The 25,320-nt window shown below is 46.5% G+C and carries 24 protein-coding genes and 3 tRNA genes; 12 read left to right on the forward strand and 15 right to left on the reverse strand.

The window, feature by feature from the left end:
• Positions 1-111: 111 nt before the first annotated feature.
• Together nadA and sodC are read left to right on the forward strand one after the other, a co-directional pair.
• Positions 112-1,185, forward strand: a complete 1,074-nt coding sequence (gene nadA, locus M0415_RS04700) for a quinolinate synthase NadA (protein ID WP_249555329.1) — start codon at positions 112-114, stop codon at positions 1,183-1,185.
• Between the two features lie 290 nt (positions 1,186-1,475).
• Positions 1,476-1,988 carry a superoxide dismutase [Cu-Zn] SodC gene (gene sodC / locus M0415_RS04705; RefSeq protein WP_249555327.1) on the forward strand — a complete coding sequence of 171 codons (513 nt, stop codon included), beginning with the start codon at positions 1,476-1,478 and terminating at the stop codon, positions 1,986-1,988.
• Between the two features lie 124 nt (positions 1,989-2,112).
• Here the strand turns inward: sodC and gap are convergent, their stop codons facing one another.
• A complete protein-coding gene (gene gap, locus M0415_RS04710) occupies positions 2,113-3,123 on the reverse strand; it encodes a type I glyceraldehyde-3-phosphate dehydrogenase (RefSeq protein WP_011622787.1) in 1,011 nt (336 codons plus the stop codon).
• Positions 3,124-3,335: 212 nt separating this feature from the next.
• Entirely contained in the window at positions 3,336-4,223 is an 888-nt protein-coding gene (locus M0415_RS04715) for a DUF2989 domain-containing protein (RefSeq protein ID WP_249555325.1), read from the reverse strand.
• Between the two features lie 206 nt (positions 4,224-4,429).
• On the opposite strand from M0415_RS04715, the gene M0415_RS04720 reads away from it, so the two are divergent.
• The 5 genes from M0415_RS04720 to M0415_RS04740 all read left to right on the forward strand — a co-directional run bounded on the left by M0415_RS04720 (position 4,430) and on the right by M0415_RS04740 (position 7,972).
• Positions 4,430-5,863 carry a glyceraldehyde-3-phosphate dehydrogenase gene (locus M0415_RS04720; protein WP_011622785.1) on the forward strand — a complete coding sequence of 478 codons (1,434 nt, stop codon included), beginning with the start codon at positions 4,430-4,432 and terminating at the stop codon, positions 5,861-5,863.
• Between the two features lie 313 nt (positions 5,864-6,176).
• A tRNA-Gly gene (locus M0415_RS04725) sits at positions 6,177-6,252 on the forward strand.
• A 23-nt stretch (positions 6,253-6,275) separates the two neighbouring features.
• A tRNA-Cys gene (locus tag M0415_RS04730) sits at positions 6,276-6,349 on the forward strand.
• 49 nt (positions 6,350-6,398) lie between these two features.
• A tRNA-Leu gene (locus M0415_RS04735) sits at positions 6,399-6,485 on the forward strand.
• A 293-nt stretch (positions 6,486-6,778) separates the two neighbouring features.
• The gene (locus tag M0415_RS04740; RefSeq protein ID WP_249555323.1) at positions 6,779-7,972 is read left to right on the forward strand and encodes an amino acid aminotransferase; all 1,194 of its coding nucleotides are present in this window, start codon (positions 6,779-6,781) and stop codon (positions 7,970-7,972) included.
• Between the two features lie 131 nt (positions 7,973-8,103).
• On the opposite strand, the gene M0415_RS04745 is transcribed toward M0415_RS04740, so the two are convergent.
• Complete coding sequence (locus M0415_RS04745; RefSeq protein ID WP_249555321.1) at positions 8,104-9,027, reverse strand: YvcK family protein; 924 nt, start codon at positions 9,025-9,027, stop codon at positions 8,104-8,106.
• A gap of 316 nt (positions 9,028-9,343) precedes the next feature.
• On the opposite strand from M0415_RS04745, the gene M0415_RS04750 reads away from it, so the two are divergent.
• Both M0415_RS04750 and M0415_RS04755 read left to right on the forward strand, forming a co-directional pair.
• Positions 9,344-10,156, forward strand: coding sequence for a glucosaminidase domain-containing protein (locus M0415_RS04750; RefSeq protein ID WP_249555319.1), 813 nt, complete (start codon positions 9,344-9,346; stop codon positions 10,154-10,156).
• A complete protein-coding gene (locus M0415_RS04755) occupies positions 10,149-10,772 on the forward strand; it encodes a DUF2987 domain-containing protein (RefSeq protein ID WP_249555317.1) in 624 nt (207 codons plus the stop codon). The genes M0415_RS04750 and M0415_RS04755 overlap by 8 nt, the downstream gene beginning before the upstream one ends.
• 58 nt (positions 10,773-10,830) lie before the next feature.
• Here M0415_RS04755 and ttcA read toward each other — a convergent pair whose 3' ends face one another.
• From ttcA to ccoN, 11 genes are all read right to left on the reverse strand, one after another.
• Positions 10,831-11,799, reverse strand: a complete 969-nt coding sequence (gene ttcA, locus M0415_RS04760) for a tRNA 2-thiocytidine(32) synthetase TtcA (protein WP_220055690.1) — start codon at positions 11,797-11,799, stop codon at positions 10,831-10,833.
• 76 nt (positions 11,800-11,875) lie between these two features.
• Positions 11,876-12,808 (reverse strand): universal stress protein UspE, encoded by a 933-nt coding sequence (gene uspE / locus M0415_RS04765; protein ID WP_249555315.1) that lies wholly within the window; start codon positions 12,806-12,808, stop codon positions 11,876-11,878.
• Positions 12,809-12,950: 142 nt separating this feature from the next.
• A complete protein-coding gene (gene etrA, locus M0415_RS04770; RefSeq protein ID WP_218738453.1) occupies positions 12,951-13,703 on the reverse strand; it encodes an FNR family transcription factor in 753 nt (250 codons plus the stop codon).
• A 55-nt stretch (positions 13,704-13,758) separates the two neighbouring features.
• Positions 13,759-14,451, reverse strand: coding sequence for a sulfite exporter TauE/SafE family protein (locus M0415_RS04775; RefSeq protein ID WP_023265288.1), 693 nt, complete (start codon positions 14,449-14,451; stop codon positions 13,759-13,761).
• 8 nt (positions 14,452-14,459) lie between these two features.
• Complete coding sequence (gene ccoS / locus M0415_RS04780) at positions 14,460-14,672, reverse strand: cbb3-type cytochrome oxidase assembly protein CcoS (protein ID WP_023265289.1); 213 nt, start codon at positions 14,670-14,672, stop codon at positions 14,460-14,462.
• A 20-nt stretch (positions 14,673-14,692) separates the two neighbouring features.
• On the reverse strand, positions 14,693-17,092 hold the full coding sequence (locus tag M0415_RS04785; RefSeq protein ID WP_249555313.1) for a heavy metal translocating P-type ATPase: 2,400 nt from the start codon (positions 17,090-17,092) through the stop codon (positions 14,693-14,695).
• A 22-nt stretch (positions 17,093-17,114) separates the two neighbouring features.
• The gene (locus M0415_RS04790) at positions 17,115-17,594 is read right to left on the reverse strand and encodes a FixH family protein (RefSeq protein WP_011717084.1); all 480 of its coding nucleotides are present in this window, start codon (positions 17,592-17,594) and stop codon (positions 17,115-17,117) included.
• A 110-nt stretch (positions 17,595-17,704) separates the two neighbouring features.
• Positions 17,705-18,673, reverse strand: coding sequence for a cytochrome-c oxidase, cbb3-type subunit III (gene ccoP, locus M0415_RS04795; protein ID WP_088212366.1), 969 nt, complete (start codon positions 18,671-18,673; stop codon positions 17,705-17,707).
• The gene (locus tag M0415_RS04800) at positions 18,673-18,849 is read right to left on the reverse strand and encodes a CcoQ/FixQ family Cbb3-type cytochrome c oxidase assembly chaperone (RefSeq protein ID WP_011072349.1); all 177 of its coding nucleotides are present in this window, start codon (positions 18,847-18,849) and stop codon (positions 18,673-18,675) included. Before M0415_RS04800 ends, ccoP begins: the two co-directional genes overlap by 1 nt.
• 11 nt (positions 18,850-18,860) lie before the next feature.
• Positions 18,861-19,487 carry a cytochrome-c oxidase, cbb3-type subunit II gene (gene ccoO / locus M0415_RS04805; RefSeq protein WP_011622772.1) on the reverse strand — a complete coding sequence of 209 codons (627 nt, stop codon included), beginning with the start codon at positions 19,485-19,487 and terminating at the stop codon, positions 18,861-18,863.
• 12 nt (positions 19,488-19,499) lie between these two features.
• Positions 19,500-20,936: a cytochrome-c oxidase, cbb3-type subunit I gene (gene ccoN, locus M0415_RS04810; protein ID WP_089067765.1), complete on the reverse strand. Its 1,437-nt coding sequence runs from the start codon at positions 20,934-20,936 to the stop codon at positions 19,500-19,502.
• Positions 20,937-21,159: 223 nt separating this feature from the next.
• On the opposite strand from ccoN, the gene M0415_RS04815 reads away from it, so the two are divergent.
• Entirely contained in the window at positions 21,160-21,645 is a 486-nt protein-coding gene (locus M0415_RS04815; RefSeq protein WP_249555311.1) for a hypothetical protein, read from the forward strand.
• Positions 21,646-21,744: 99 nt separating this feature from the next.
• On the opposite strand, the gene M0415_RS04820 is transcribed toward M0415_RS04815, so the two are convergent.
• Positions 21,745-23,331 carry a DUF3369 domain-containing protein gene (locus tag M0415_RS04820; protein ID WP_249555309.1) on the reverse strand — a complete coding sequence of 529 codons (1,587 nt, stop codon included), beginning with the start codon at positions 23,329-23,331 and terminating at the stop codon, positions 21,745-21,747.
• Positions 23,332-23,502: 171 nt separating this feature from the next.
• Between M0415_RS04820 and M0415_RS04825 the strand changes: the two genes are divergently transcribed.
• Together M0415_RS04825 and M0415_RS04830 are read left to right on the forward strand one after the other, a co-directional pair.
• On the forward strand, positions 23,503-23,721 hold the full coding sequence (locus M0415_RS04825; RefSeq protein ID WP_089067768.1) for a hypothetical protein: 219 nt from the start codon (positions 23,503-23,505) through the stop codon (positions 23,719-23,721).
• 61 nt (positions 23,722-23,782) lie between these two features.
• Complete coding sequence (locus tag M0415_RS04830) at positions 23,783-25,078, forward strand: tyrosine-type recombinase/integrase (protein WP_249555307.1); 1,296 nt, start codon at positions 23,783-23,785, stop codon at positions 25,076-25,078.
• The last annotated feature ends 242 nt before the right edge of the window (positions 25,079-25,320 follow it).

Raw genomic sequence — 25,320 nt, forward strand, 5'->3', positions numbered from 1 at the left:
CAAAAAAGGACGCAATTTAGCGTCCTTTTTTATTCGCAGGCCATAAATGGGTTAATCTTTTGATCCCAATTACGTATAATTCGCGAACGTTGTTATCCTGATGGATTTGTTATGAGCCCCAGCCCATTTGCCCCAACAATCGAAACTATTGATTATCCGTTTCCGCCTAAGCCAATTCCTCTGTCTGATGCCGAAAAGGCGGACTACAAGGCACGTATCAAGCAGCTGCTGATTGAAAAAGATGCGGTATTGGTTGCCCATTATTATACCGACCCTGAAATTCAAGCGCTGGCCGAAGAAACCGGTGGGTGTGTTTCCGACTCACTCGAAATGGCGCGCTTTGGCCGCGATCATCCCGCCAAGACGTTAATCGTCGCCGGGGTGAAGTTTATGGGTGAAACCGCCAAAATTTTAAGCCCAGAAAAAACCATTCTGATGCCGACTCTTGAGGCGACCTGTTCATTGGACTTAGGTTGCCCCATCGATAAATTCAGCGCCTTCTGTGACGCACATCCTGATCATACCGTGGTCGTTTATGCCAACACCTCGGCGGCGGTAAAAGCCCGTGCCGATTGGGTGGTCACCTCAAGTATTGCCCTTGAAATCGTTGAGCACTTAGACAGCGAAGGCAAAAAAATCATTTGGGGCCCAGACCGTCATTTAGGCAGTTATATTGCCAAACAAACGGGCGCCGAGATGTTGATGTGGCAGGGCGACTGTATCGTTCACGATGAATTTAAGGCCAATGCGCTGCGTGATTTAAAGCGTGTTTACCCCGATGCGGCGATTTTAGTGCACCCAGAGTCACCCGCGAGTGTGGTGGCGATGGCGGATGCTGTCGGTTCCACCAGCCAGTTGATTAAAGCTGCACAAACCATGGCTAACGAGCGTTTTATTGTGGCGACCGATCGCGGTATTTTCTACAAAATGCAACAAGCGGCGCCGGGTAAAATACTGATTGAAGCGCCTACCGGTGGTAACGGTGCCACCTGTAAGAGCTGTGCCCACTGTCCTTGGATGGCGATGAACGGCTTAAAGGCGATTGAAGCGTCATTAAGTGACAGCGACAAAACGACACATGAGATCTTTGTCGATGAAGATTTACGCGTGAAAGCCTTAATTCCGCTGACGCGTATGCTCGATTTCGCCAAAACACTGAATATGAAAGTGAAAGGCAACGCTTAATCAAGCGTCCATAACATTCACGAAAAACGAAATCCCTGCCACTTGGCGGGGATTTTTGTATTGGCTTAAATTGCTCAGCAGCTAAGCTGTTAAGCATCTGCTTAATAAGTCGCGCTAGCTTTAGAAGCCATTCTTCATAGATGCATTTATGCTTGAATTTAAAGAAATACACGCTCTTTTACTTACCGGATCGGTGTTGTTGACCTAAATTTGATATAGCAAAGCGTAGGTGAGTTCACTCATTGCGCTGTGTTCATGCAATTATGTATAAGATAACCATGGAGAAGGGTATGAAAAACATCGTGTTACTGCTTGCATCAATGTCTGCTGCCAGCGCATTTGCGGACGTGAGTGTGCCAATGAATCTTGTCAACGAAAAGGGTGTGGGTGAAAGTGTCGGTCAAGTGACCATTTCAGAATCGCAGTATGGAGTGGTATTTACACCATCACTCAAAGGCTTAATGCCGGGATTACATGGTTTCCATCTACATGAGAACGGCAGTTGTGATCCAAAGGAAAAGGATGGAAAAATCGTCCCTGCTGGTGCGGCAGGTGGACACTATGATCCTGCCGCCACGAAAGCCCACGGCACGCCATGGGGAGAAGGGCATTTAGGTGATTTGCCACCATTGTTTGTCGATGCAGACGGTGCTGCAAGTCAGGCCGTGCTGGCACCGCGTTTAAAAATGAGTGATCTTAAAGGCCATGCAATCATGATCCATGCCGGTGGTGATAACCATTCCGATCACCCTGCGCCTTTAGGTGGCGGCGGTGCGCGTGTGGCCTGCGGTATTGTCAATTAATGTTTCGCCAATATAAGTTATTAGTGACCTAATGCTAGCATTGGTAACGACAATCATTGATGAGTCGTGAAATCGGTATATAAAAAGCCCCGCAAGAGCGGGGCTTTTTGATAAAGAAGAATGATTACTTCGCGTTCATCAGCGCAACCGCGTTATCTAACATACGGTTACTGAAGCCCCATTCGTTATCGTACCATGCCATGACTTTAACTAAACGGCCGTTAACGCGGGTTTGCGTTGCATCGAAGTTAGATGAAAACGCATTGTGGTTAAAGTCGATAGACACCAGTGGCTCTTTGTTGACGGCTAACACTTCGCTCAGTGGAGCAACAGCTGCTGCACGTTCGATGATGGCGTTAACTTCTTCAACAGTGGTATCACGTGCTGCAATGAAAGATAAATCCACTAAAGACACGTTAACAGTCGGTACACGTACTGCTAAACCATCGAATTTACCTTGTAATTCAGGCACAACTAAACCTACTGCCGCAGCAGCGCCCGTTTTAGTTGGGATCATAGACAGTGCAGCTGCGCGCGCACGGCGTAAATCTGTGTGGTATACGTCAGATAAACGTTGATCGTTGGTGTACGCGTGGATGGTGGTCATCAGACCCGATTCGATACCAATCTCATCGTTTAACGGCTTAGCGAAAGGTGCTAAACAGTTAGTGGTACATGATGCGTTAGAGATAACTGTCATATCCGCGGTCAACACATTGTTGTTAACACCGTAAACGACGGTTGCATCAACGTTTTTGCCTGGTGCAGAGATAATGACTTTCTTCGCGCCCGCAGCTAAATGTGGCTGTACAGATTCTTTAGAAGTGAAGATACCAGTACATTCGAACACGACGTCAACTTGTAAGTCACCCCAAGGTAATTTACCTGGATCGCGCTCTTGGAAGGTGAGGATCTTGTCGCCGTTGACATAAATAGCTTCCGCATCATGCTCAACTTTGGCATTGAAACGACCATGCACAGAATCGTATTTTGTCAGGTGAGCGTTGATTGAAGCGTCGCCTAAATCGTTGATGGCAACAATTTTGATTGGGTAAGCTTTTTCGCTTTCATACAGGGCGCGTAATACGTTTCTACCGATACGGCCATAACCATTTATTGCTACACGGATAGTCATCTCATATCCCTCTGGTGATTATAAAATTCAACTGGTAGTAAAATTACCAAACTGACAGCTATCGTCAAGTAAATTCGGCAATTTTGCCGGGATTCGGTTAACAAATTAGGTGTTTTTTTTACATCGGTCGCGAAAACACCATTTTTAGCTAGGCATTTGGATAAAAAATTACAAGATGGCAAACATTTTGCCGACATTCCTCAAAACGCAAGTTAAGGCGAATTAGGCTTCTCTGGCTCGACAGTTGCTGCCGCAGGCGGTGACGCCTCGGTGGGTTGAGGCGCGAGCCAAAGCGCAACAGGGCTCGTTGAATAGAGACCATCTTCTAACGCATCGATTAAGTTTTGGGCGTATTCATCTAATTTGGCCGCCAGCGTTTTGTCGCCACCGATTAAGGCTAGCATCTTATCTTCAGAATACTTCTGCTGCGTAAGTAGTAAATTGGCCTTTGTCAGCATATAAGTTTTTTCAAGCGCTTGGGTTTGGCGATAGGCAGAGGCAAGCCCAAGCAACCAATTGGGGTCAAAGTCAGCGTATTGAATTTCTGCAAACACTTTAAGATAGAGTTGTTGCGCTTTGATGGCATTACGGTTGCTGTAGTAGGTGGCGATCTGCGCCAACAGAAATGGCTCAGTGACTTCGCCAGCATTTTCTTGTGCCAATAACCGGTTTAGCGCACTGGTATCGCCAAAACGTGTCCATTGATAATAAGACATAAAGGGATCTTGGCGCTCACGGGTTTCATCCTGTAGGCGGCTGAGGTTTTGTGTGCTCAAACGAAAGGCTCTTGCGCGGTCAGCCGTGCGATTCGTATGGATGATATGTTGCACCCCAGAGGCCAATTCAATACAACGACTGTAGTCCTCGAGGTAAGTTAACTGTTGGTAAAGTTGCTTACCCGTAGGATTTTTGTTGTCTAATAGGTCGAATCGGCTCTGGATCAGCTTCGTTTTCTCAGTTAAACACCAGCCATCCTTATGCAAATCGGCACAAATTTCAGGATTATTTTTACAAATCGTTTCGATATTTCGGCCATTATCACAACCGAAAAGGCTTATCGCGAGGGTAAATGATGTAATTATTACTAGATTTTGTCTCAAAATACGCTCCAAAATGCAATTTTCTCTAATAAAATTACAGATTTACAGAAAATATCTTACTGGCAAGCTGGGTCAGTTTTCATTACAATGGCGCCGACCAAAACACAGGGTTTCCCCTAAAACCTACATAAGATTATTGGTCTTTTCGTCATGTTACTCAAACCTTTCAATATATTTTATTGAAAAGTGAGATAAAGGATCTGTAAATGAGCGCTGATAAACACCTACAAAGTTGGCAAGAACGTTTTGAAATGGCAGAGGCAATGCAACCTTTGCTGGGCAAGTTGTACCGTAACCAAGGCGTCGAAGTTGTGGTTTATGGTAAGCCATTACTCAATGCTTCTACTATTGAGATTATTAAAGCGCACCGTTTAGTTCGTCGTCATGTCGGCGAGAAATTACGTTTACGCGAGAGTTTCCCATTTGTTCAAGCCTTAAGCAGACTCGCTGTTAAACAATGTAAAGTGGATATTGGTAAGCTTGCCGTTAAATACTGGGCTGAACATACTGATACCAACGAAATTGAAAGCTATATGGCACGCGAATTAGCGGCGGCGATTGATCATGCTGATGATATCGCCCCGCGTGATGTCGTGTTGTATGGTTTTGGTCGTATCGGCCGCTTATTAGCGCGCTTACTGATCGAACGTACTGGCCGCAGCAACAAGTTAAGACTGCGCGCTATCGTATTACGTGGTGGTAAGAAGGGCGATTTAGAAAAACGCGCTAGCTTACTGCGTCGTGACTCTGTTCATGGTCCATTCAACGGTTCAGTTGAAGTGGATGAAGAGAACAACGCCATCATCGCTAACGGCACCTATATCCAAGTGATTTACGCAAACTCGCCTGATGAAGTGGATTACACCAAATACGGCATTACAGATGCCTTAGTGGTAGACAACACGGGTATTTGGAAAGATGAAGCAGGCCTTGGCTTACATTTGAAGAGCCCAGGTGCGAGCAAAGTGTTACTGACAGCACCAGCCAAAGGCGCCATCAAGAACATCGTTTACGGTGTGAACGAAGGCGACATCACTGCGGAAGATATCATTGTGTCTGCGGCGAGCTGTACTACTAACGCCATCACACCAGTACTGAAAGCAGTAAATGACAAGTACGGTATCGAGAATGGTCACGTTGAGACGATTCACTCATACACGAACGATCAAAACCTGATCGACAACTACCACAGTGCTGACCGTCGTGGTCGCAGTGCACCATTAAACATGGTGATCACTGAAACGGGTGCAGCTAAAGCCGTTGCTAAAGCTCTGCCAGTATTAGCGGGTAAACTGACGGGTAACGCGATTCGCGTGCCAACGCCAAACGTATCTATGGCGATCATCAGCATGAACCTTAATGCTGAGACCAACAAAGACGAATTAAACGAATACCTGAAAGACACGGCGCTGCAATCACCATTGCAAAACCAAATCGATTACACAGACTCAACTGAAATCGTATCAAGCGATTTAGTGGGTTCTCGCTATGCCGGTGTGGTTGATTCGCAAGCGACCATCGCCGAAGGTAAACGTGCCATTCTGTACGTTTGGTATGACAACGAGTTTGGTTACAGCTGCCAAGTAGTCGGTGTTATGCAGACCATGTTAGGTCTGACGACTCTGTCTCTGCCGGCATAATCGCTACGCACATAAAAACGTCCAATAAAAAGCGCCCAGTAGGGCGCTTTTTTATGGAATGATGCGCTTTGTTACGGCGGGATAAAATCACTTCATCCCTTGTCGTTGCAAAGAAAATCATCAAATTGATTATTCCATCGGCAAGTTTTTATCTCTGTGGCTGAATATTGGGCAAACAGTGCTGCTAAGCGCAATATTTCAAATTTGTTGATTGACTCTGAAGGTTAAATCGGTAGAATGCCAATCCGCAGTCAGGGGAAAGCGTAGCAACGTAACTCCTAAGCTTAATGACTCATTAAGCTGTGATATCGATGCGACATTAGCTCAGTTGGTAGAGCGATACCTTGCCAAGGTATAGGTCATCGGTTCGAACCCGATATGTCGCTCCAACTCTTTACGAGTTTGGAAAAATGGCGCGATGGCAGAATGGCTATGCTGCGGATTGCAAATCCGTCGATCTCGGTTCGACTCCGGGTCGCGCCTCCATAGATTAAGGTATTAATGACACGATTCCCGTCGTTAATATAAAGAGTTTGCCCGAGTGGTGGAATCGGTAGACACAAGGGATTTAAAATCCCTCGCTGGTAACAGCGTGCCAGTTCAAGTCTGGCCTCGGGTACCATAACATAGAGAAGGCCTAACACACGTTAGGCCTTTTTTATTGCCACAAATCCAGTTACAACTCCTACAAATTAATCCTGAAACGAATAGTGATCTGCCTCTTAAAAATCACAATTATCAAAAATTTCAGCTTCAAGATAATTGATCTCTCATTTAGTTGTTATTTATTTTAATCAATCCATAATACGCAAACTATTTCCTTAAGATGCGGCAATAGGCGCTATTCCCCCTCTTAAGACAGTGGTATAAATAAGCCGAATTTCCCCTACACGTGAACATTTAGGATAAGTAGTCATGATTTTCTCTCAGGTAGTACTCGCACCCGCTGATCCCATCCTTGGTTTAACCGATACCTTCAAGGCCGATCCACGCCAAGATAAAGTGAACCTCGGTGTTGGCATTTATAAGGATGAAGCAGGGCAGACTCCAGTATTACAGTCAGTGAAGAAAGCAGAAGCCCTATTGCTTGAGCAAGAGAAGACCAAGAACTATTTAGGTATTGAAGGGGTACAAACCTATAACCGCGTAGTGCAAGAGCTATTATTTGGCGAGGGTAGTGAGCTTGTGACGTCAGCCCGTGCAGCGACCGCTCAGGCACCTGGTGGTACTGGTGCACTGCGTATTGCCGCCGAGTTTTTACTGCGTAACACGCCATCGCGCACTGTGTGGGTAAGTAACCCAACTTGGGCGAACCATCAGAATATTTTCGAAACTGCGGGTTTAACGGTTAAAGAATACGGCTACTACAACGCCGCCGCCCACGATATCGATTTCGACGGCATGATGACAGGTCTCGCCAATGCACAGGCGGGTGACATTATTCTACTGCACGGTTGCTGCCATAACCCAACGGGCATTGATTTGACCTTAGCCCAATGGGAATTGGTTGCTAATCTCTGCGCAGACAAGCAGTTAGTGCCATTGTTTGACTTTGCTTACCAAGGTTTTGGCGCAGGTATTGAAGAAGATGCTGCGGGTTTACGTTTAGTCGCGTCAAAAGTACCTGAGTTGTTAGTGGCTAACTCTTTCTCTAAAAACTTTGGTCTTTATAACGAGCGTATCGGCGCTGTGACTGTAGTGGCACAAAATGCCGATGAAGCGGTGCGTGCCTTTAGCCAAGTGAAACGTACCATTCGTGCCAATTACTCAAACCCACCAGCACACGGTGCGTTAATCGTTAGCACCATTTTAAGCGATGCGGCGTTAAAAGCACTTTGGGTACAAGAGTTGACCGAGATGCGTGAACGTATCGCCGAGATGCGTACTCTGTTCGTCCAAAGCTTAAAGGATGAAGGTGTGACTCAAGACTTTAGCTTTATTTCCCGCCAAAATGGTATGTTTAGCTTCTCTGGCTTAAACAAAGCGCAGGTTGCGCGCTTGAAAGACGAGTTTGGTATTTATATCGTCGGTTCAGGCCGTATTAGTGTTGCCGGTATGACCAAAACCAATATGCCTGTGATCTGTAAAGCGATTGCTAAGGTTCTTTAATTTAGGACTCTAATTTAGCCCTCTAAATTAGCTTCTAATATAAGAAGAGGGCTTATTAAAAAGGACAGCTTAGGCTGTCCTTTTTACATTGTGGATCTTGAGAGGCGCTTATGTTTGCCATTAATCTGTCGTTATGACGCCAAGGTCTCTAGCGGTAAATCCGACTTAATTCTCAATACTGCGCTAAGCGCATCACGCAGGCCCGCCTGATCGTGTAATTGCGGATTGTGGCTATTCCTTAACGGGAAGTAATTCATTAAAGTCCCAAGGCGCACTTGTTCAGAATGGCGCAGCACCTTAGTGATCACAGGCTTACCAATCACTTGATGGCACCAAGCAATTCGCTGTTCAATACTAAACTGGCCTGCTGGCGAGGTTTCTTCATTCAAATTGTCGATAAAGACTACTGGCGCAGTGGTCATCGCTAAGGCTTTGGCAAAGCAGGGCAATAATAGCGGTGGCATAATACTGGTCAGGAAGCTCCCGGGACCTAGGATGATCAGATCCGCGCGGCTGATGGCTTCACAGGCTTCGTCGGTCGCATCGACCTGTGGCTCGAGGCATAGGGCAATGGGCGCCTCATTCATTTTATCAACATTAACCTCACCAAAGACCTTACAGCCAGAGGCTTGTAATGCCACTAAATGGGTTGGTTGCTCTGACATAGGGATGATATTGGTTTCAATCTTAAGCATATGCCGAATAAGATTGACGGCTTCGAGGGGCCTAACGCAAAGCTTATCGAGGGCAAGTAGCATCAAATTGCCCAGATTATGGCCGCTAAGTTCAGTTTCGCCCTGAAAGCGATACTCAAATAATTGCGAGCTCACCGATGGGCGATGGGCAAGTTGGGACAGACAGTTACGCAGATCGCCCCACGCAATACAGTCCTGTTCGGCCCGTAATCTGCCCGTAGAGCCACCATTATCCGTGGTTGCAACAATGCCTGTGAGACGATTGCCCAAAAAATCTAGCGATGAGAGCACGCGGCCTAATCCGTGACCACCGCCAATGGCGACCACGTGTCTGTATTGATTTAAGATTTGATGCTGCATGAGGGTTCCTTCCTGAATACCCATAAAATCCTGTCCTGTTGTTAAGCGGTGCTGCGAAGCCTCGTTTTGGCTCGTTTGCCAACACCAGCGTTAACGGAACCTTAGTATAAAAGCTCAGTCAAAAGCATGCACTAAATATTCACGCTGCAAATGCACCAAAGTGTATGAGTTAAGCTTGGGATCGCATTTTGGCGTAACAAACTCATACCAGCGCTTGGCATGGGCGGTTTTGTCGCCACATTTCGTGAATTTCAAGATATGACATATAATCTGGCGCTTATTTTGCCACACGTGACTCAATATCAAAGGTGACTTATTGAAAACAGGTAGAATTGGTTCGTTTACACTCGCGTTAGCCCTAGTGATCTTAGCGATTTTTTCGCTGAGAGTCTGGCTCATTCCTACTATCGATGAGCCTGAATCTATCGTTAACCAACTGGAAAACTCCGTTGATCCCGTTACTCAAGTGCCTGACTTTTCTGCCATCAATGATGTAGCGGAAAAAAAGCGTGCCTTTTTTGATTTTCTCAGGCCGATTATTCAACAGCAAAACGCCATTATTGCCACCGAGCGTGACTTTATCACCGACATGTTGGCCTTAGTGGAGAACGACAGCTCTCTGTCGGATACGCAGCTAGCACAGCTCAATCAGTTATTTGATAAATATCAATATGCTGCCCGTAATGTGGATGCAAAATCACTCAACAGTTTGCTTAAACGGGTCGATATCATTCCCGAATCTATGGTGCTGATACAGGCAGCTAATGAATCGGGTTGGGGCAGTTCGCGTTTTGCCCGTGAAGGCTTTAATTTTTTCGGCGAATGGTGTTTTAGTAATGGCTGCGGCATAGTGCCATCCTCTCGAGGTTCGGGCAAAACCCATGAAGTGAAAGTGTTTCCCTCGGTGGACGCTTCTGTGTCTTCCTATATGCGCAATTTGAACTCGAATACGGCATATACACTGTTTCGCTCAATACGGGCCGATTTACGCGCTCAGGAAGCCGAGTTAAGTGTCGATCAGCTGATCTATGGCTTAGTGAATTATTCTGAAAGGCAAGAAGCTTATATCGACGAATTACTCGATATGTTACGTCATAATGAAAAATATTTGGTGAAGGCGGATGTATAAAAAATGGTGGTTAGTGGGGCTTTGTCTATGTGCAACAAACCTGCATGCAGAAACGATTTCCCTCGAATATAAAGGCTTCTACGACAGACTAAAGCAAGTCAATAAGGGTAATTATCAGTTAGTCGAAATCGCCTTTAGTGTGCCAATGCTGCCTAATTGCCAGATCCAGAGTGGCAGCATTTCAAGTGAATTAAATTCAACGCCACTTACATATACTGCGGCGCAGCGATTGTTTATTCCCTTTGATGATGCGCTGAAAGACCAACGCGCGTTAGTGAATCTGGAGTTTGAGGGCAAGGCTGAGGGCTGTGGTATTGCGATGCAAGTCAGAGCTAAGCAGACGTTAGCAACATACGACAAGGCGCGACTAGCGCAAATCGCCAGCGAAATGGATGCTTTACTCGGGGCTATGCAGGGCTTCCCGATGCGCTACTTTAAGGAGCCAATCGCGGGTTTAAACTTTGAATTTGCTCAAGAGCAAGCCGTTACTGTGACGCTCGATGGGCGTGAGCAACAGGTGAACGCCAGCTTTAAGTTGAGTACTGAACAACTTAACAGTTTGACATCATTGCAATTTAGCCAAGCGCCGGCCGTACTGAGCCCTTGGGTTAAGTAACGATAGATTTAAGTTATAAAAAAGCCCACTCTCGTGGGCTTTTTTATACGTGCCGCGTTTACACTTCGTAAACGTTGACGATATTGATGCGTTTTGCCGCATCTAAATCGATATGGCCGCTGTTGGCGATATCCAGAAAGTCAAATGCGGGTAAATCGGCTTCGGCCACATCACCCTTCATCGGCGCATTGGGATCGCGCTTCAAGGACACAAAGTCAAACTGCTCACGGTCAACACCCTGTGAAGGGGCAGTGTTTTGCATGGCAGTGAAAATGGTTTCAATACGGCCAGGATAGAGTCTATCCCACTGATTGAGCATGTCTTTCACAGCTTGACGCTTGAGGTTTTCCTGCGAGCCACAAAGGTTACAGGGAATGATGGGGAATTTTTTCAATTCCGCATATTCTTCTAAATCCTTTTCACGGCAATAGGCAAGTGGGCGAATAACGACGTTTGCGCCATCGTCTGAAAGCAACTTAGGTGGCATGGCTTTCATCTTACCGCCGTAGAACATGTTGAGGAACATGGTCTCAATAATATCGTCTCTGTGGTGGCCTAGCGCGATTTTGGTCGCGCCGATGCGCTGGGCAAAGCCGTAGAGGGTACCGCGACGCAGGCGAGAGCACAGCGAGCAAGTGGTTTTACCTTCAGGAATTTTCTCTTTCACAATCGAGTAAGTGTCTTTCTCGAGGATGTGATAGGGAATATTCAGGCTGTCTAAATAGGCGGGCAGCACGTGTTCAGGGAAACCAGGCTGTTTTTGATCTAAGTTAACGGCAATAATTTCGAACTGTACGGGCGCGCGCTGCTGTAAATTAAGCAGAATATCCAGCATGGCGTAACTGTCTTTACCGCCACTTAAACAGCACATGACTCGGTCGCCATCTTCAATCATGTTGTAATCGGCGATGGCACTACCCACTTCACGGCGCAGACGCTTCTGTAACTTATTCAGACGGGTAATTTGTTTTTTTGATAATTCTTCAGGCATTTGACTCGCCGTAACTTCAGACATAGCTTCCAACATAAAAAAGCGCCCAGTAACTCAGTTTCAGGGCGCGTATTATTCCAGCTATCGACGACGGGGTAAAGAGCGGCGTGCGTTACGCCTCTTCAAGCGGCGATTTATAACCATCGGGTTTGATGGCTAACAAATCACAGTTAATGCTATCAATTACATGCTCAGCAGTATTGCCGATAAGTGCCGCCGAGAATCCAGTCCGACCGACAGTGCCTAAAATCACCAGCTCGGCATCGAGTTGCTCGGCAAGCTCAGGGATCACATCCTCAGGCAAGCCTTCCTTCACATGGCAGTGCAGGGTATCAATACCATAGGCATTGGCAAGGTATTGCACTCGTTGTTCGTGCTGCATGCGAATGGTGTCGTTATAGGTTTGTGCATCAAAATCAGGCAGTTCAATGGCAAGATTCACCGGTGTGCCGGGATAACCATTGACTAAGTGCACTTCGGCGGCAAATTTTGCGGCTAAATCCTTGGCATGTTCGATAATCTTGCCGTTCAGCATTTGATGATCTGTGTCTTCGGTTGCCACGTTGACCGCGCAGAGGATTTTACCCGCTTCGGGCCAATCATGATCTTTGACCATCAACACAGGCACAGGCGCTTTACGCATCAAATGCCAATCGGTTGGGGTAAAGATCACCGCCTTTAACTTGTCATGGGCGTGGGTGCCTTTGACAATCAAATCATATTGTCCGGCAATCGCATGGTTGATGATGCTCTCAAATGGGCGATTGTGCCAAATCACTTGAGTATCAATAACGAGTTGCAGATGGTTGTATGCCGTTAGCAGATCTTGGATCCACGCCAGACGCTGATCGATCACGCCTTGGCGCATGGCTTCGCGCTCTTGGCTCGATAGAATCGATGTCATTTCGTAGGAGAAGTCAAAAATAGACAGAAACACAGTCACATGGGCGTTACTTTTACTGGCCAAGGTCACCGCTCGGGCGAGTGCAACCTGATGCTCTGTCGTGGGATCGACTACTACCAGTATTTTTTGATAATCCTTCATAACATGTTCCTTTAGTCATAGGCTCATGTTCATCATGAGCCTTTGGCAATTATCTGTATTGTTCTAGATCAAAACTCTTTTCAAAACCAGTGCCTAGCGCATTAATTACAATTATTAAAGCACAAATGTGGGAGGGTGTGACTTATCTGGCGATCCTGGCATTACCCGCCAAGAGATTCAGTTCATTGTGGTCAAGGATGGTGATGTATTTGCCTTTTACTTCAATCAAACCCGACTTTTGGAAACGGCCTAACAAGCGGCTGATAGTTTCTACGGTTAAACCTAGGTAGTTACCAATGTCACCACGGGTCATGGTTAAACGGAACTCTTTAGGGGAGAATCCACGGCTGCCAAAACGGTTAGCGAGATTACTGATAAACGCGGCGAGGCGTTCTTCGGCGTTTTTCTTACTGAGCAGTAGAATCATCTCTTGGTCGCTCATGATTTCATTACTCATTAAGCGCATGATTTGCTGACGTAACTTGGGCATGCTGCCTGAAAGCTCATCGAGAATATTGAAGGGGATTTCACACACCATGGAGGTTTCTAAAGCTTGGGCAAAACTCTGGTGGGACTGAGCGTGAATACCATCAAAACCAATCACATCGCCAGCTAAATGGAAACCGGTGATCTGCTCATCGCCCTGTTCGGTAATAGTGTAACTTTTGACCGTGCCGGAGCGAATTGCGAACAGAGATTTTAACGGATCGCCTGATTTAAAAATTTGCTCACCTTTTTGAATTGGCTTTTTACGCTCAATGATGTCGTCGAGCTGATCGAGCTCATTGGCATTGAGGGTAAACGGAATACAAAGGGTTCCCATACTGCAATCGTGACAATGAATTGTGCACCCACTCGCGGCGGGACGACGGTTTTTATTCTGCTCTATTGTCATGTCGGTTCTCAAGTTAATCCACTGCAGCCATGTTAAACCAATTCACTCGCTTGGGCTAGTTTAGCTGCGACAGGGCGATATATAAAGTTTGTGCGCCAAAGGCAATTAAAAGTAAGCCACTCAATAATCTAACGGTCTTTTGCTGTACCCAATTGGCTAAGCGTTTGGCCGCCACACCGGCACTTAAGAGCGCAGGGAGGGTTCCTAAGCCAAAGGCAAGCATAATCAAGGCGCCTTGGCTAGCAGAGCCAGCCGCCACCGACCAGGTTAAGGTGCTATACACTAGCCCGCAGGGGAGCCAGCCCCAAATCAGTCCGGCGGTGATGGCCTGCAATGGTGAGGTGATTGGCACGAGACGTTGAGCTAAGGGTTTAAGGTATCGCCACAACACTTGGCCGAGGCGTTCAATCTGTACTATCCCCACCCAGATTTTGGCAATGTAAAGCCCGGTCGCGATCATCATCACGCCGGCAATGATCCGAAGGATTAACAGGTAACTGTCGAGTTCGAATAAGTGGCCCAGCATGGCCGATGAACCACCCACTAAGGCGCCCGCGAGGGTGTAACTTAAAATCCGGCCGAGGTTATAGCTTAATAAGTAGGTGAGTTGATGGGCTAAGTGATTGCCCTGTTTCGGATTCGGAAGCTGGGAGGAAAAGGCGCCAACGAGGCCGCCACACATGCCAAAGCAGTGGGCTGCGCCCATTAACCCCACCAGAAATGCGCCTGTGACGTTATACTCAATCACAGAGCCAATCACAGAGGCATGCCTTTGTCTTGGCTTGTGATTTTCTCTTGATTAGGGTTAGCTGCTTGGCTCGGTTTATCGGCATCTTCATCGAAGAGAATCGACACGCTTTGACGGTCTAAGTCATCGAATTGTTCGGATTTTACCGCCCAAAAGAACACGGCTACGGCGATCAACACAAAGATCATCGCGATAGGAATTAGTACATAAATGATGCTCATAACCTAAGCCTATTTCATTGTTATAATTTAATTCGTAATAATCTCAAACTGTTACCCACAACAATCAAAGAGCTTGCCGACATGCCAAGGGCGGCAATATAAGGCGCAACATGCCCAGTTACCGCCAGCGGTAAAATCAGCGCGTTATAACCTAAGGCCCAAGCGAGGTTTTGACGAATAATTTGTGTGGTCAGTTTAGCAACCTTGACCGCTTGGGTGAAGCGAGATAGGTGATCGCCAAGCAGAATAAGATCGGCGCTGTTTTTAGCAATCGCGCTGCCGCTCCCCATCGCCACGGATAAATCGGCGCCCGCCAGTACTGGCGCATCATTAATGCCATCGCCGAACATTGCGACCGGTGTCGATTGCTGCAATTTGGTCACCAGTGCCAGTTTATCGGCTGGAGTCAGCCCACTGTGGACATCACTAATGCCGAGTTCTTTCGCCAATTGATGCACATGCCCTGAGCTATCGCCACTGGCGATACTGACTTGGCAACCTTGCTGCTTCAAAATATCGACGGTTTCTTTGCTATCGACGCGGATATTATCTTGGATCTCGATAGTGGCGATGACTTCAAACTGCTGATTGTTGCTACGGGCGAGCCAAATAAGCTGGTTTACAAGCTTGGGTTCTGCGCTGGCCCCCGTGAAGCTTGCGTTACCAATGCGGTATTCGATGCCATTAATCAGGCCTTTTACTCCGAAGCCCACTTCATGGTGAACTTGTTTGGCAATCACATCGGTTTGGCTAAAGCTAGCAAAGGCTGCGGCAATAGGGTGGCGAGAACCTGATTCGAGCGCAGCAGCAATCGCGAGAACTTGTTCTTCGGTAAAATCTTTATGGCACTCTACTTTGGCTATTGATAGGGTGCCGCAGGTGAGGGTGCCAGTTTTATCAAAGACCACATGTTTGATCTGTGGCAGTTTTTCAAAGACGCCCGCCTTACGGGTAATGATCCCAAGGCGAGTAAAAATCGCGGTCGCACAGGTGACGGCTGTGGGGGTCGCCAGCGCAAGGGCACAAGGACAGGTGGCCACTAATACCGACAAGGTGACCCAAAAGGCATCTTCGGGGGAGATTTGCAGCCATACCAGATAGGTGATTGTCGCAATCGATAAGATAGTGCCTGAGAAATAACGCGACAATTTATCGGCCAACATAGCGACGGCAGGTTTAGTGTTTGAGGCTAATTCCTGCAGACGAATAATCTCGGCAACCAATTGATCTTGCCCAAGGGCGGTGACTTTTACCTTGATAGGCTGGTCTAGGTTAATGGTGCCAGCAAACACTTGGCTATCGACGGGTTTTTCAATCGGCATTTGCTCGCCGGTGAGCATGGCTTCATTGATGCTGGTGTGGCCGTCAACCACGATGCCGTCGGCGGCAACCATTTCGCCGGGTTTAATAAGGATTATATCCCCGAGGCGTAATTTTTTAGCGGGGATCTCTTCTTGCCCATGCTCTGTGACCAGATGCGCCGTAAGAGGTACTAACTTGTGGAGATTACTGGAGCTAACGGAGGCTTTTTGTCTTGCCTTTTGCTCGAAATAACGCCCCAGCAGCAGGAAGAAGGTAAACATGGAAACGGATTCAAAATAGACTTCACCCGTGCCGTTAACGGTGGCAAAGCAACTGGCAATATAGGCGCCGCCAATGGCTATAGAGACCGACACATCCATATTGAGTTTGCCACTGAGCAGGGTGCGAATGGCGCTGAAATAGAAGGGCTGCGCCGAATACAGCACCACGGGCGTGGCGAAAATCATGCTCACCCAGCGGAAATAATCCCGATATTGCACATCCAAATCGGTAAAGTAACCGGTATAGAGGGCGAGGGCGAACATCATCACTTGCATAGTCGCAAAACCCGCCAAGCCTAGGCGCAGTAAGAATTTGCGGCTATTTTGCTTGGCGGTCAGTTCTTGCTCATCCACTTGATAGGGCGCGGCTTGATAGCCGATACGGCTAATTTGCCCAAGAATATCACTGAGTTTAACTTGCTGTTTATCCCAGCTGATCATCGCCCTTTGGGTGGTGGAGTTGACCATCACTTGGCTGACGCCAGGCAGTTGTTTCACTTTATGTTCGATTAACCAGGCGCAGGCGGCGCAGGTAATACCGTCGATGGACAGCGACACAGAGTCACGATTTTCCTCTGAGTGGACAAAGTCCTGCTGTACTTCGGGCAAATCGTAGGCACTAAACTGATTTAATTCATCAGGTACCAGCGCCGTCTGTTTACTGCCGGGCTCGGTTCGAAACTTGTAATAGCTTAATAAGCCTGCATCCACAATGGCTTGGGATACCGCTTGGCAGCCAGGGCAACACATGAGTTCATCGCGATCATGAATGCGGGTGACAAACTGAGTGCCCGTGAGCACGGGCTCATTACAGTGAAAACAACTTGGATGTGTCATAGCTATATTCATTCAACCACAATTAGTTCAACCACAATTGGACGTTGTCTTTGAGTTCGACACGTTGATGAATACGCCATTTGCCATCAAAACCTTCCAGACGGACTTCCCAAGCACCGGTTAATACATCGGGCAGAGTAATGCGATACACATGGTTGGCATCGGCGGTGACTGTGGTCTTAATGTCTTTTTCGGCAATTGTTGGGTGATAAAATTCAACTTTTAATGCGGCTTGGTAAGCAGGGCCGCCGTGTTGAGTGAAGAGGAGCTCATGATGATTTTGTTCGAGCTGCCATTGCATGCCAAGTTGCTTGGCATATTTGACCTTACTCAAGTCCATATTGATGGCTTTGCCTTCTTTGTAATAATCCTCGGCGACCAGAGAGTCAGAGTTTGAGAGGGCAATTTTTAGCGTGGTAAAACTTGCGACGACGGCACACAAAGGAAGAATAATTAAAAACCAAGGCCAAAACTGCTTATACCAGGGTTGTTGTTCGCTCATGTTAAATACCCATAATAAAAATTTGCGCCATTTTACCGTTAAAAGGTGGCTTTAGCACTTTAAAAAAAAGGCCTCGACGTTATCGAGGCCTTAGCGTTACTCACATCTAATTACTTGTTTGACAAGCTATAAACATAAGCTGCGATCACGTGGACTTTCTCTTCACCGAGAACGTCTTTCCATGCTGGCATCACGCCGGCACGGCCGTGCTTGATCGTTTCTTCGATCATGCCGCGGCTACCGCCATATAACCAAACATCGTCAGTTAAGTTAGGTGCGCCCATGAGTTTGTTGCCTTTTGCGTCCATACCGTGACACGCAAAACAACCTTTCATGAATGAACCTTGACCTTGAGCGGCGAGTTTCTCGTCGTGCTCACGGCCAGATAACTTAACCACGTACTCGGCCAGACCGGCAATTTCGCTATCGTCGATTGGCAAACCACCTTTTGGCGGCATCATGCCATGACGACCGTTCATGATTGTGGTCTTGATAGTGGCTAAATCACCACCATATAACCAATCACTGTCGGTTAGGTTAGGGAAGCCTTTGCTACCACGTGCGTCAGAGCCATGGCACTGGGCGCAGTTTTGTAGGAACAAACGACCGCCCACTTTCAACGCTTCTTGGTTTTTCACTAACTCTTCGAGTGGTGTTGCCAAGTAAGCCGCGAAGATTGGGCCATATTTTTCGTTAGCGTGTTTAACTTCTTGGTCGTACTGAACGTACATGCCTTCTTTTGCTGCCAGCTCAATCGCGGCTGCAGAATCGGCTTTAATCCCTTTCTCTGTACCAATGCTTTGGTTAGAGCTGGTCCAGTTCAGTAGACCTTTGTAGTTACCTAAACCTGGGAACAGGGCTAAGTACACTAGGCCAAACACGATAGTGATATAGAACATATAACTCCACCATTTTGGCAGTGGGTTATTGAGTTCTTCGATACCATCGAAACTGTGACCCATGGATTCGCCTTCTTTGACATCCGTGGTGTTCTTTGAACACACACGCAGCAACAGAAAACATCCTGCGATCACAATTAACGAGAGTACGCTAATCCAAATACTCCAGAAGCTACTCATCACTTATTCTCTCCTGAGTCCTTCGATTCCTTGCTGATTTCCTCATCGGAAAACACAAGATTGGCTGCTTCATCAAAGGATTTTTGACGACGCGAGCTATATGCCCAAGCAAATATACCGACGAAGGTCAGCATCACAATGATGGTTAAAATACCTTGTAATGTGCCGTAATCCATATATTGCCTCCTTATTTGAGTGCGTGACCCAAAGACTGAAGATATGCAATCAAGGCTTCCAGCTCTGTCTTACCTTCAACAGCTTTCTGAGCGCCTGCGATTTCTTCATCGGTGTAAAGATCATTACCCTTGTAACCGCCTTTGTGCATGTTACGCAGAATAGTCATCTTGTCGCCGGTTAACTTGCCGTCTAACTTGTTTTCGGCAAGCCATGGGAAGCCTGGCATATTCGATTGAGGGACCACAGCACGAGGATCGATTAAGTGAACTTCATGCCATTTATCGCTGTAGCGACCGCCAACACGGGCCAAGTCTGGACCAGTACGCTTAGAACCCCATTGGAATGGGTGATCCCAAACAGACTCACCGGCTACAGAGTAGTGACCGTAACGTTCAGTCTCTGCACGTAAAGGACGGATCATCTGGCTGTGGCAGTTGTAGCAACCTTCACGCACATAAATGTCACGGCCTTCGAGTTGCAGGGCAGTGTAGGGTTTCAAACCTTCAACAGGCTCAGTGGTATCTTTTTGGAAAATCAACGGCGTGATTTCTACCAAGCTACCGAAGCTGATAGCGATAACTGTGAAGATCGCTAACAAACCGATGTTTTTTTCAACTATCTCATGATTAAATTTCATCGAGTTTGCTCCTTAAGCCGCTTTTGCTTCAGCCAGTGCTGGCAATGAATCTTTAGAGGCTTTCACAGTACGGATCACGTTGTATGCCATGATCAGCATACCGGTTAAGAAGAAACAACCGCCGAGGAAACGTACGAAGTAGAAAGGATAAGAAGCTTCCAGACTTTCAACAAAGCTATAAGTCAAAGTACCGTCAGCGTTAACTGCACGCCACATCAGACCTTGCATTACACCCGAAATCCACATAGACACGATGTAAAGTACAGTACCGATAGTCGCTAACCAGAAATGCACGTTAACTAACTTGATGCTGTACATACGGCCATGGCCGAACAGTACTGGGATCAAGTGATACAGAGAACCGATAGACACCATTGCAACCCAGCCTAGCGCGCCTGAGTGAACGTGACCTACAGTCCAGTCTGTGTAGTGAGATAAAGCGTTAACTGTCTTGATGGCCATCATCGGACCTTCGAAGGTCGACATACCGTAGAAAGACAGAGAAACCACTAAGAAACGCAGTACTGGGTCAGTACGCAGTTTGTGCCATGCGCCAGATAAGGTCATGATACCGTTGATCATACCACCCCAAGATGGTGCGAACAGGATCAGTGACATCACCATACCTAAAGACTGAGTCCAGTCTGGCAGGGCAGTGTAGTGTAAGTGGTGAGGACCAGCCCAAATGTACAGTGCGATCAGTGCCCAGAAGTGCACGATAGACAGACGATATGAGTAAACAGGACGACCCGCTTGCTTAGGCACGAAGTAGTACATCATCCCTAAGAAACCTGCGGTTAACAGGAAGCCTACCGCGTTGTGACCATACCACCATTGCACCATGGCATCGACCGCGCCACTGTACATAGAGTATGACTTGAACAAGCTAACAGGAACGGCCATAGAGTTCACGATGTGAAGCACGGCAACCGTAATGATAAATGCACCAAAGAACCAGTTCGCTACGTAGATATGCGATGTTGTTCGTTTGATAATAGTGCCGAAGAACACTATTGCATAAGATACCCAGACGATAGCGATAGCGATATCGATTGGCCATTCTAATTCAGCATACTCTTTACCACTGGTGTAACCCATTGGCAGCGTAATGGCTGCTGACAGAATGATGGCTTGCCATCCCCAAAACGTAAATGCAGCTAATTTAGGTGCAAATAGTCGGGTTTGACAGGTGCGTTGTACGACATAATAGGATGTTGCAAAGAGGGCTGATGTTCCGAACGCGAAGATAACCGCATTGGTATGTAATGGTCGCAAGCGACTATACGTAAACCAAGGAGTATCAAAGTTCAGATGTGGCCAGATTAACTGAGCCGCAATTAATACACCGACTGACATACCAACAATACCCCACAAAACTGTGGTTAAGGCAAATTGGCGGACAATGGTGTAATTGTAATCAGCGCCTGTTGGCTGGGAATGGTTCATCATAATGCTTCCACTGCTTATTACTTTTACTTTTAGTAAAGACAAGCTTTACCTGTTATATATGACACAAAGCTCGCTTCCCTATTAGGGTTGTGAAGCCATGTCAATGCGTTAACCTACACATTTGTGCTCAAATATGAGGTTTCGCAATGATACTTGAGCCATGTCAAAAAAGATACCAAAGATGGGGTCTGGAAAGTTGATCTAGATCAACCTACGCCATAGAATGTTAACATCTTGCATCACAAGGTTAATTTTTGTGCTTACACGCAAACTTCTGCCACTCACACTCATGCTAGTTATGATGAATCTCACAGCTTGCAATGAAAAGACCACGCAACAGATAAAAACCACGCCTGCAGACCTAACACTTTGCGTCTTTACGCAGGGAGATTGTATTAAACGCATTGGCGATATTGAGCTGCGTATTAGTCTCACCCCCGCCCATGCGCCGAGCGAAAAACCATTAACATTGAAGCTATTAACATCCGATACTATCGAAAACCTTCAGATCCGTTTAGAAGGCAGAGACATGTTTATGGGGGTTATACCTGTTAATCTTCGTGAAGTGACTAAAACCACCTATGAAGGGCAGATGATCTACGGCGCTTGCAGCAGTGGATACATGGTCTGGCGAGGATTTATCAGTTTTAGCCGAAATGGTGTTCAACAAGCCGTCGTTTTTGACTTTCTGGCCGATAATCCGAGTTGATTGGAACGATTGAGCCAAATAAAACCTTATTTCGTGAGTTTTTGCTGAAGAAATAGCATATATAGTTATTTACCATTCAGTTGATACTGATTTTTAAGGTTATTTTAATGACTCGTCATGATCCTTCCAGTTATCTTTGACTCGAACAAAGATATCGATGTTATTGATAAAGAGTTCGAGCAAATCTGGATCAAAATGTTTACCTGCACCTTTACGCATTTCGACGATAACATCCTCTAATGGCCAGGCAGCTTTGTAGCATCTTGCGTGTGATAGGGCGTCGAACACATCTGCGATAGCAACTATGCGGGCAAAAATGTGAATTTGATCCTGTTTTAAATTGCTTGGATAGCCAGAGCCGTCATATTTTTCATGGTGTTGTAGGGCGATAATCGCCGCCGCTTTTAAAATTGGCCGTTCGGAATTGGCGAGGATCTGGTATCCAATACTAGGGTGCTGACGCATTACAGACCATTCTTGGTCATTTAATTTGCCAGGTTTGAGTAATACCGCATCGGGGATCGCGATTTTACCTATATCGTGCATTGGAGAGGCGCGGCGCAATAAGTCGGCTTCGGTCTCGGTTAACCCCGCCAGTAACGCCAGTTGGGCACAATATTCCGCCATGCGCTTAACATGATTGGCGGCTTCTTTAGAACGGCTCTCGACCACATCGCCCAAACGCAGGATCAGTTCTGATTGAGTGTCTTCCACCTCTTGATTCAAGAGGAGATTCTCAAACGCAACCCCGACGTTTATCGCAAAAATATCGACCAGCTTTTTATCCAAATCATCAATTTTATCAATGCCATCCATATAGAGCAGGTTAATAAGGCCGCTCTTTATTGGAAAATAGCCGATAAAACAATTGTCTTCGTACAAGCAGCGCTTTTGCATTAAGGCGCTACGCAACAGCGTGGCAATATGCTCAGGGAGCTCTTTATGTGAAGGGCTATTGGCAAATTGCCCTGTACCGGCGAGGATTTCGATTTCAGCCGTATCCACATGACCACTAATCGCATCCATCGCATTGCAGGTCAGCAGCAAGGTTTCGGTATCAAGATTAAGCAGAGTCGCAACTTGAGTGAGTAGGCCATCGGCAAATCGATGTAAGGTTCTGAGTTCAAATAGACCCGAGGTGGCTTCAAGCACCCGCTCTAAGCCCTTACGATGATTCACTTGTGCTCGCCTTGCTTGCTCAATTTCCATAATGTCGCGATAGGAGCGTAGGGCAGAGTAGACGCTGGTCATGAGTTTGCGGGAATCGAGTTCAGATTTGGCTTTGTAATCATTGATATCGTAGTTGACTATTACATCCTCTTCGGGGGCTTGTCCGGGCTGGCCTGTACGGAGAATGAGTCGAATATTTTTGTTCACTTGCACTTCGCGGATCCATTTAACCAACTCGAGTCCCGCATGGTCGCTTTCCATCACCACATCGATAAAAGCAACGGCAATATCTTGTTCATGGGCGAGTAGCTCCTTTGCCTGTTCGCCACTGTAGGCATTAATAAAGGTAAGGGCACGGCCATCGAGTCGAAAACGGGAAAGGGCAAGTTTAGTCACGGTGTGGACATCGGGCTCATCATCGACAACAAGGATCTTCCAGGGGGCCCCAGAGGTAGATGTTTCAGTGGTTTTCTTAGTGGAGAACAACGGCTTTTTGTTTGTAATATCAATCACCATCCGGTACCTCAACACGTAAAGGAGCAGCACACAGTTAGAGTGTAGTAGAAGCCAATCGGATCAGTTGAAAATAATTAAGATAGTGGGGGAGTTAGCATTATTACATCAACCTTGTTGATAACTATTCTCATTTTAGTATTATCGACACAGGATTAATCGCAGGGGATTTATATGGCTGAACGGATCAATCTATCCATATCAGAGGAGAAACTCGCGCAGCTTATTCGCGAAGGCACGTTATGTGCGGCGGACTTTTCTTGTCTCGATAGTCAATCAAAACGTAAAGTCTGGCAGCTTTGTCTGATTTGCTGCCAAAAACGCATCGGTTGCCAGCAATGTACGCAAACGAGCTGTCCACAAATTGAGTTTTTGGTTAATGCCGATAAATAACGTTATCGGCATTTGCATTTAAGTATTATCATGCAATAAACCATTAAATTTTAAAGTTAATATGCAGCTTCCTCCAGTATTACCATTATTTGATTCAATTCAATTCATACAAGACGGCAACAGTGTGGTGAATCAATACATCACACAAGTCAGTCTTGCAGATGTACCTGATGCGGGTTTAGTAATGGAACACGCAACTGATTGGTTATTCGAGCAAAAACACAGTGAAAACAACTATAAAGCCTATCGGAGTGAAGTAACAACGTTCCTGCATTGGTGTTTTGATGTCGCGAAAATGTCGCCCACACAGGTGTTACGTAAGGATATGAGTCGCTATGTGGATTATTGCTTAGCGCCACCATTAACGCTAATCGGTTACTTTAACGTGCCACAGTTTAAACTCGATAAATTGCGGGATGAGCGAGTGCCCAACAGCCTTTGGCGGCCATTTGTCGGCAAGAAAACCCTTGGGCAAGTACAGCCTTATGTGCTGAGCGATAACGCCTTAAAGACCAAGATTGCTATTTTATCCTCGTTTTATAGCTATTTGATGAGCGAGGAATTTTGCGAGCGTAATCCTGCGCAAATTTGGTTGAATCACAGTCGCTTTGCGCAAAACAAGCAGTATCAAAGACAAACTGATGAAGATGAAAACAGCTTGGCTTTCACAGAACTACAGTGGTCCTATGTGATGAGCACTGTGACTCAGCTGGCAGAAACGACACCCGAATTACACCAACGTAGTTTATTTTTGATTTCATTGATTTATTCCTGTTATTTGCGCATTTCAGATGTTTCGGCTCGGGTTGGCTATTCGCCCGTTATGGGGCAATTTAGGCAAAATCCACAGACTGGAATTTGGAGTTTTCACATTCCGCTCAGTAAAGGTGGGAAAAAACGTAGCGTGGCCATTTCTAAGGCGTTACTCGATGGTTTGGTTAAATACAGGCAATTTTTGGGGCTGTCAGATTTTCCAAGCCAAGGTGAACATCATCCTTTGTTTGTTCGCCATCGCGCCGCCGGTCGTGGCCGCGACGCGGGTCTTGTAAATGCCAATCTTGGGATCAGGCAAATTCGTGAAGACATTCAAACCATTATCAATCTCGCGGCGGATAATGCTCAAACCGATGGCTTTAACCAGGATGCTGAGCAAATGCGAAAACTCACCGCACACAACATTCGGCACACGGGGATCACTCATGATATCAACATCAATCGTCGACCGTTGTCACACGTACAAGCTGATGCGGGCCATGAGAGTATCGACACCACATCGAAATATTTGCATACCACACAAATAGAAAGACACGAAAGCGCCTTCAATAAGCCATTAGACCATTTACGAGGGATTGACTAGAACCGCGCTGGCATCCCAAATCCCTCCCACACAAAACTGCGCACAATGTATATTATGTTAAATTTAGTATGAGTGAATATGGTTGATTACCTTTCCCTACGCAAATGACTGAGTTCCATTAATCCCTCTCATTAGTCACTCACATCAAGGGTTAAGAATCCCTCGTTTTAACACTCACCGTTCATTTTTAATCATCAGCCTAAGGATGTGTTTAATGGATTTATCAAAGGCGTTTCTACGTG

The organism is Shewanella sp. 10B, assembly GCF_023475885.1.
Taxonomy (GTDB): Bacteria; Pseudomonadota; Gammaproteobacteria; order Enterobacterales; family Shewanellaceae; genus Shewanella; species Shewanella mangrovisoli.

What these genes read in the sequence shown, in the direction of transcription:
- nadA (WP_249555329.1), top strand. Translation starts at nt 112, where the DNA reads ATGAGCCCCAGCCCATTTGCCCCAACAATCGAAACTATTGATTATCCG.
- sodC (WP_249555327.1), top strand. Translation starts at nt 1,476, where the DNA reads ATGAAAAACATCGTGTTACTGCTTGCATCAATGTCTGCTGCCAGCGCA.
- gap (WP_011622787.1), bottom strand. Translation starts at nt 3,123, where the DNA reads ATGACTATCCGTGTAGCAATAAATGGTTATGGCCGTATCGGTAGAAAC.
- M0415_RS04720 (WP_011622785.1), top strand. Translation starts at nt 4,430, where the DNA reads ATGAGCGCTGATAAACACCTACAAAGTTGGCAAGAACGTTTTGAAATG.
- M0415_RS04740 (WP_249555323.1), top strand. Translation starts at nt 6,779, where the DNA reads ATGATTTTCTCTCAGGTAGTACTCGCACCCGCTGATCCCATCCTTGGT.
- M0415_RS04745 (WP_249555321.1), bottom strand. Translation starts at nt 9,027, where the DNA reads ATGCAGCATCAAATCTTAAATCAATACAGACACGTGGTCGCCATTGGC.
- M0415_RS04755 (WP_249555317.1), top strand. Translation starts at nt 10,149, where the DNA reads ATGTATAAAAAATGGTGGTTAGTGGGGCTTTGTCTATGTGCAACAAAC.
- ttcA (WP_220055690.1), bottom strand. Translation starts at nt 11,799, where the DNA reads ATGTTGGAAGCTATGTCTGAAGTTACGGCGAGTCAAATGCCTGAAGAA.
- uspE (WP_249555315.1), bottom strand. Translation starts at nt 12,808, where the DNA reads ATGAAGGATTATCAAAAAATACTGGTAGTAGTCGATCCCACGACAGAG.
- etrA (WP_218738453.1), bottom strand. Translation starts at nt 13,703, where the DNA reads ATGACAATAGAGCAGAATAAAAACCGTCGTCCCGCCGCGAGTGGGTGC.
- ccoS (WP_023265289.1), bottom strand. Translation starts at nt 14,672, where the DNA reads ATGAGCATCATTTATGTACTAATTCCTATCGCGATGATCTTTGTGTTG.
- M0415_RS04785 (WP_249555313.1), bottom strand. Translation starts at nt 17,092, where the DNA reads ATGACACATCCAAGTTGTTTTCACTGTAATGAGCCCGTGCTCACGGGC.
- M0415_RS04790 (WP_011717084.1), bottom strand. Translation starts at nt 17,594, where the DNA reads ATGAGCGAACAACAACCCTGGTATAAGCAGTTTTGGCCTTGGTTTTTA.
- ccoP (WP_088212366.1), bottom strand. Translation starts at nt 18,673, where the DNA reads ATGAGTAGCTTCTGGAGTATTTGGATTAGCGTACTCTCGTTAATTGTG.
- M0415_RS04800 (WP_011072349.1), bottom strand. Translation starts at nt 18,849, where the DNA reads ATGGATTACGGCACATTACAAGGTATTTTAACCATCATTGTGATGCTG.
- ccoO (WP_011622772.1), bottom strand. Translation starts at nt 19,487, where the DNA reads ATGAAATTTAATCATGAGATAGTTGAAAAAAACATCGGTTTGTTAGCG.
- ccoN (WP_089067765.1), bottom strand. Translation starts at nt 20,936, where the DNA reads ATGATGAACCATTCCCAGCCAACAGGCGCTGATTACAATTACACCATT.
- M0415_RS04815 (WP_249555311.1), top strand. Translation starts at nt 21,160, where the DNA reads ATGTTAACATCTTGCATCACAAGGTTAATTTTTGTGCTTACACGCAAA.
- M0415_RS04820 (WP_249555309.1), bottom strand. Translation starts at nt 23,331, where the DNA reads ATGGTGATTGATATTACAAACAAAAAGCCGTTGTTCTCCACTAAGAAA.
- M0415_RS04825 (WP_089067768.1), top strand. Translation starts at nt 23,503, where the DNA reads ATGGCTGAACGGATCAATCTATCCATATCAGAGGAGAAACTCGCGCAG.
- M0415_RS04830 (WP_249555307.1), top strand. Translation starts at nt 23,783, where the DNA reads ATGCAGCTTCCTCCAGTATTACCATTATTTGATTCAATTCAATTCATA.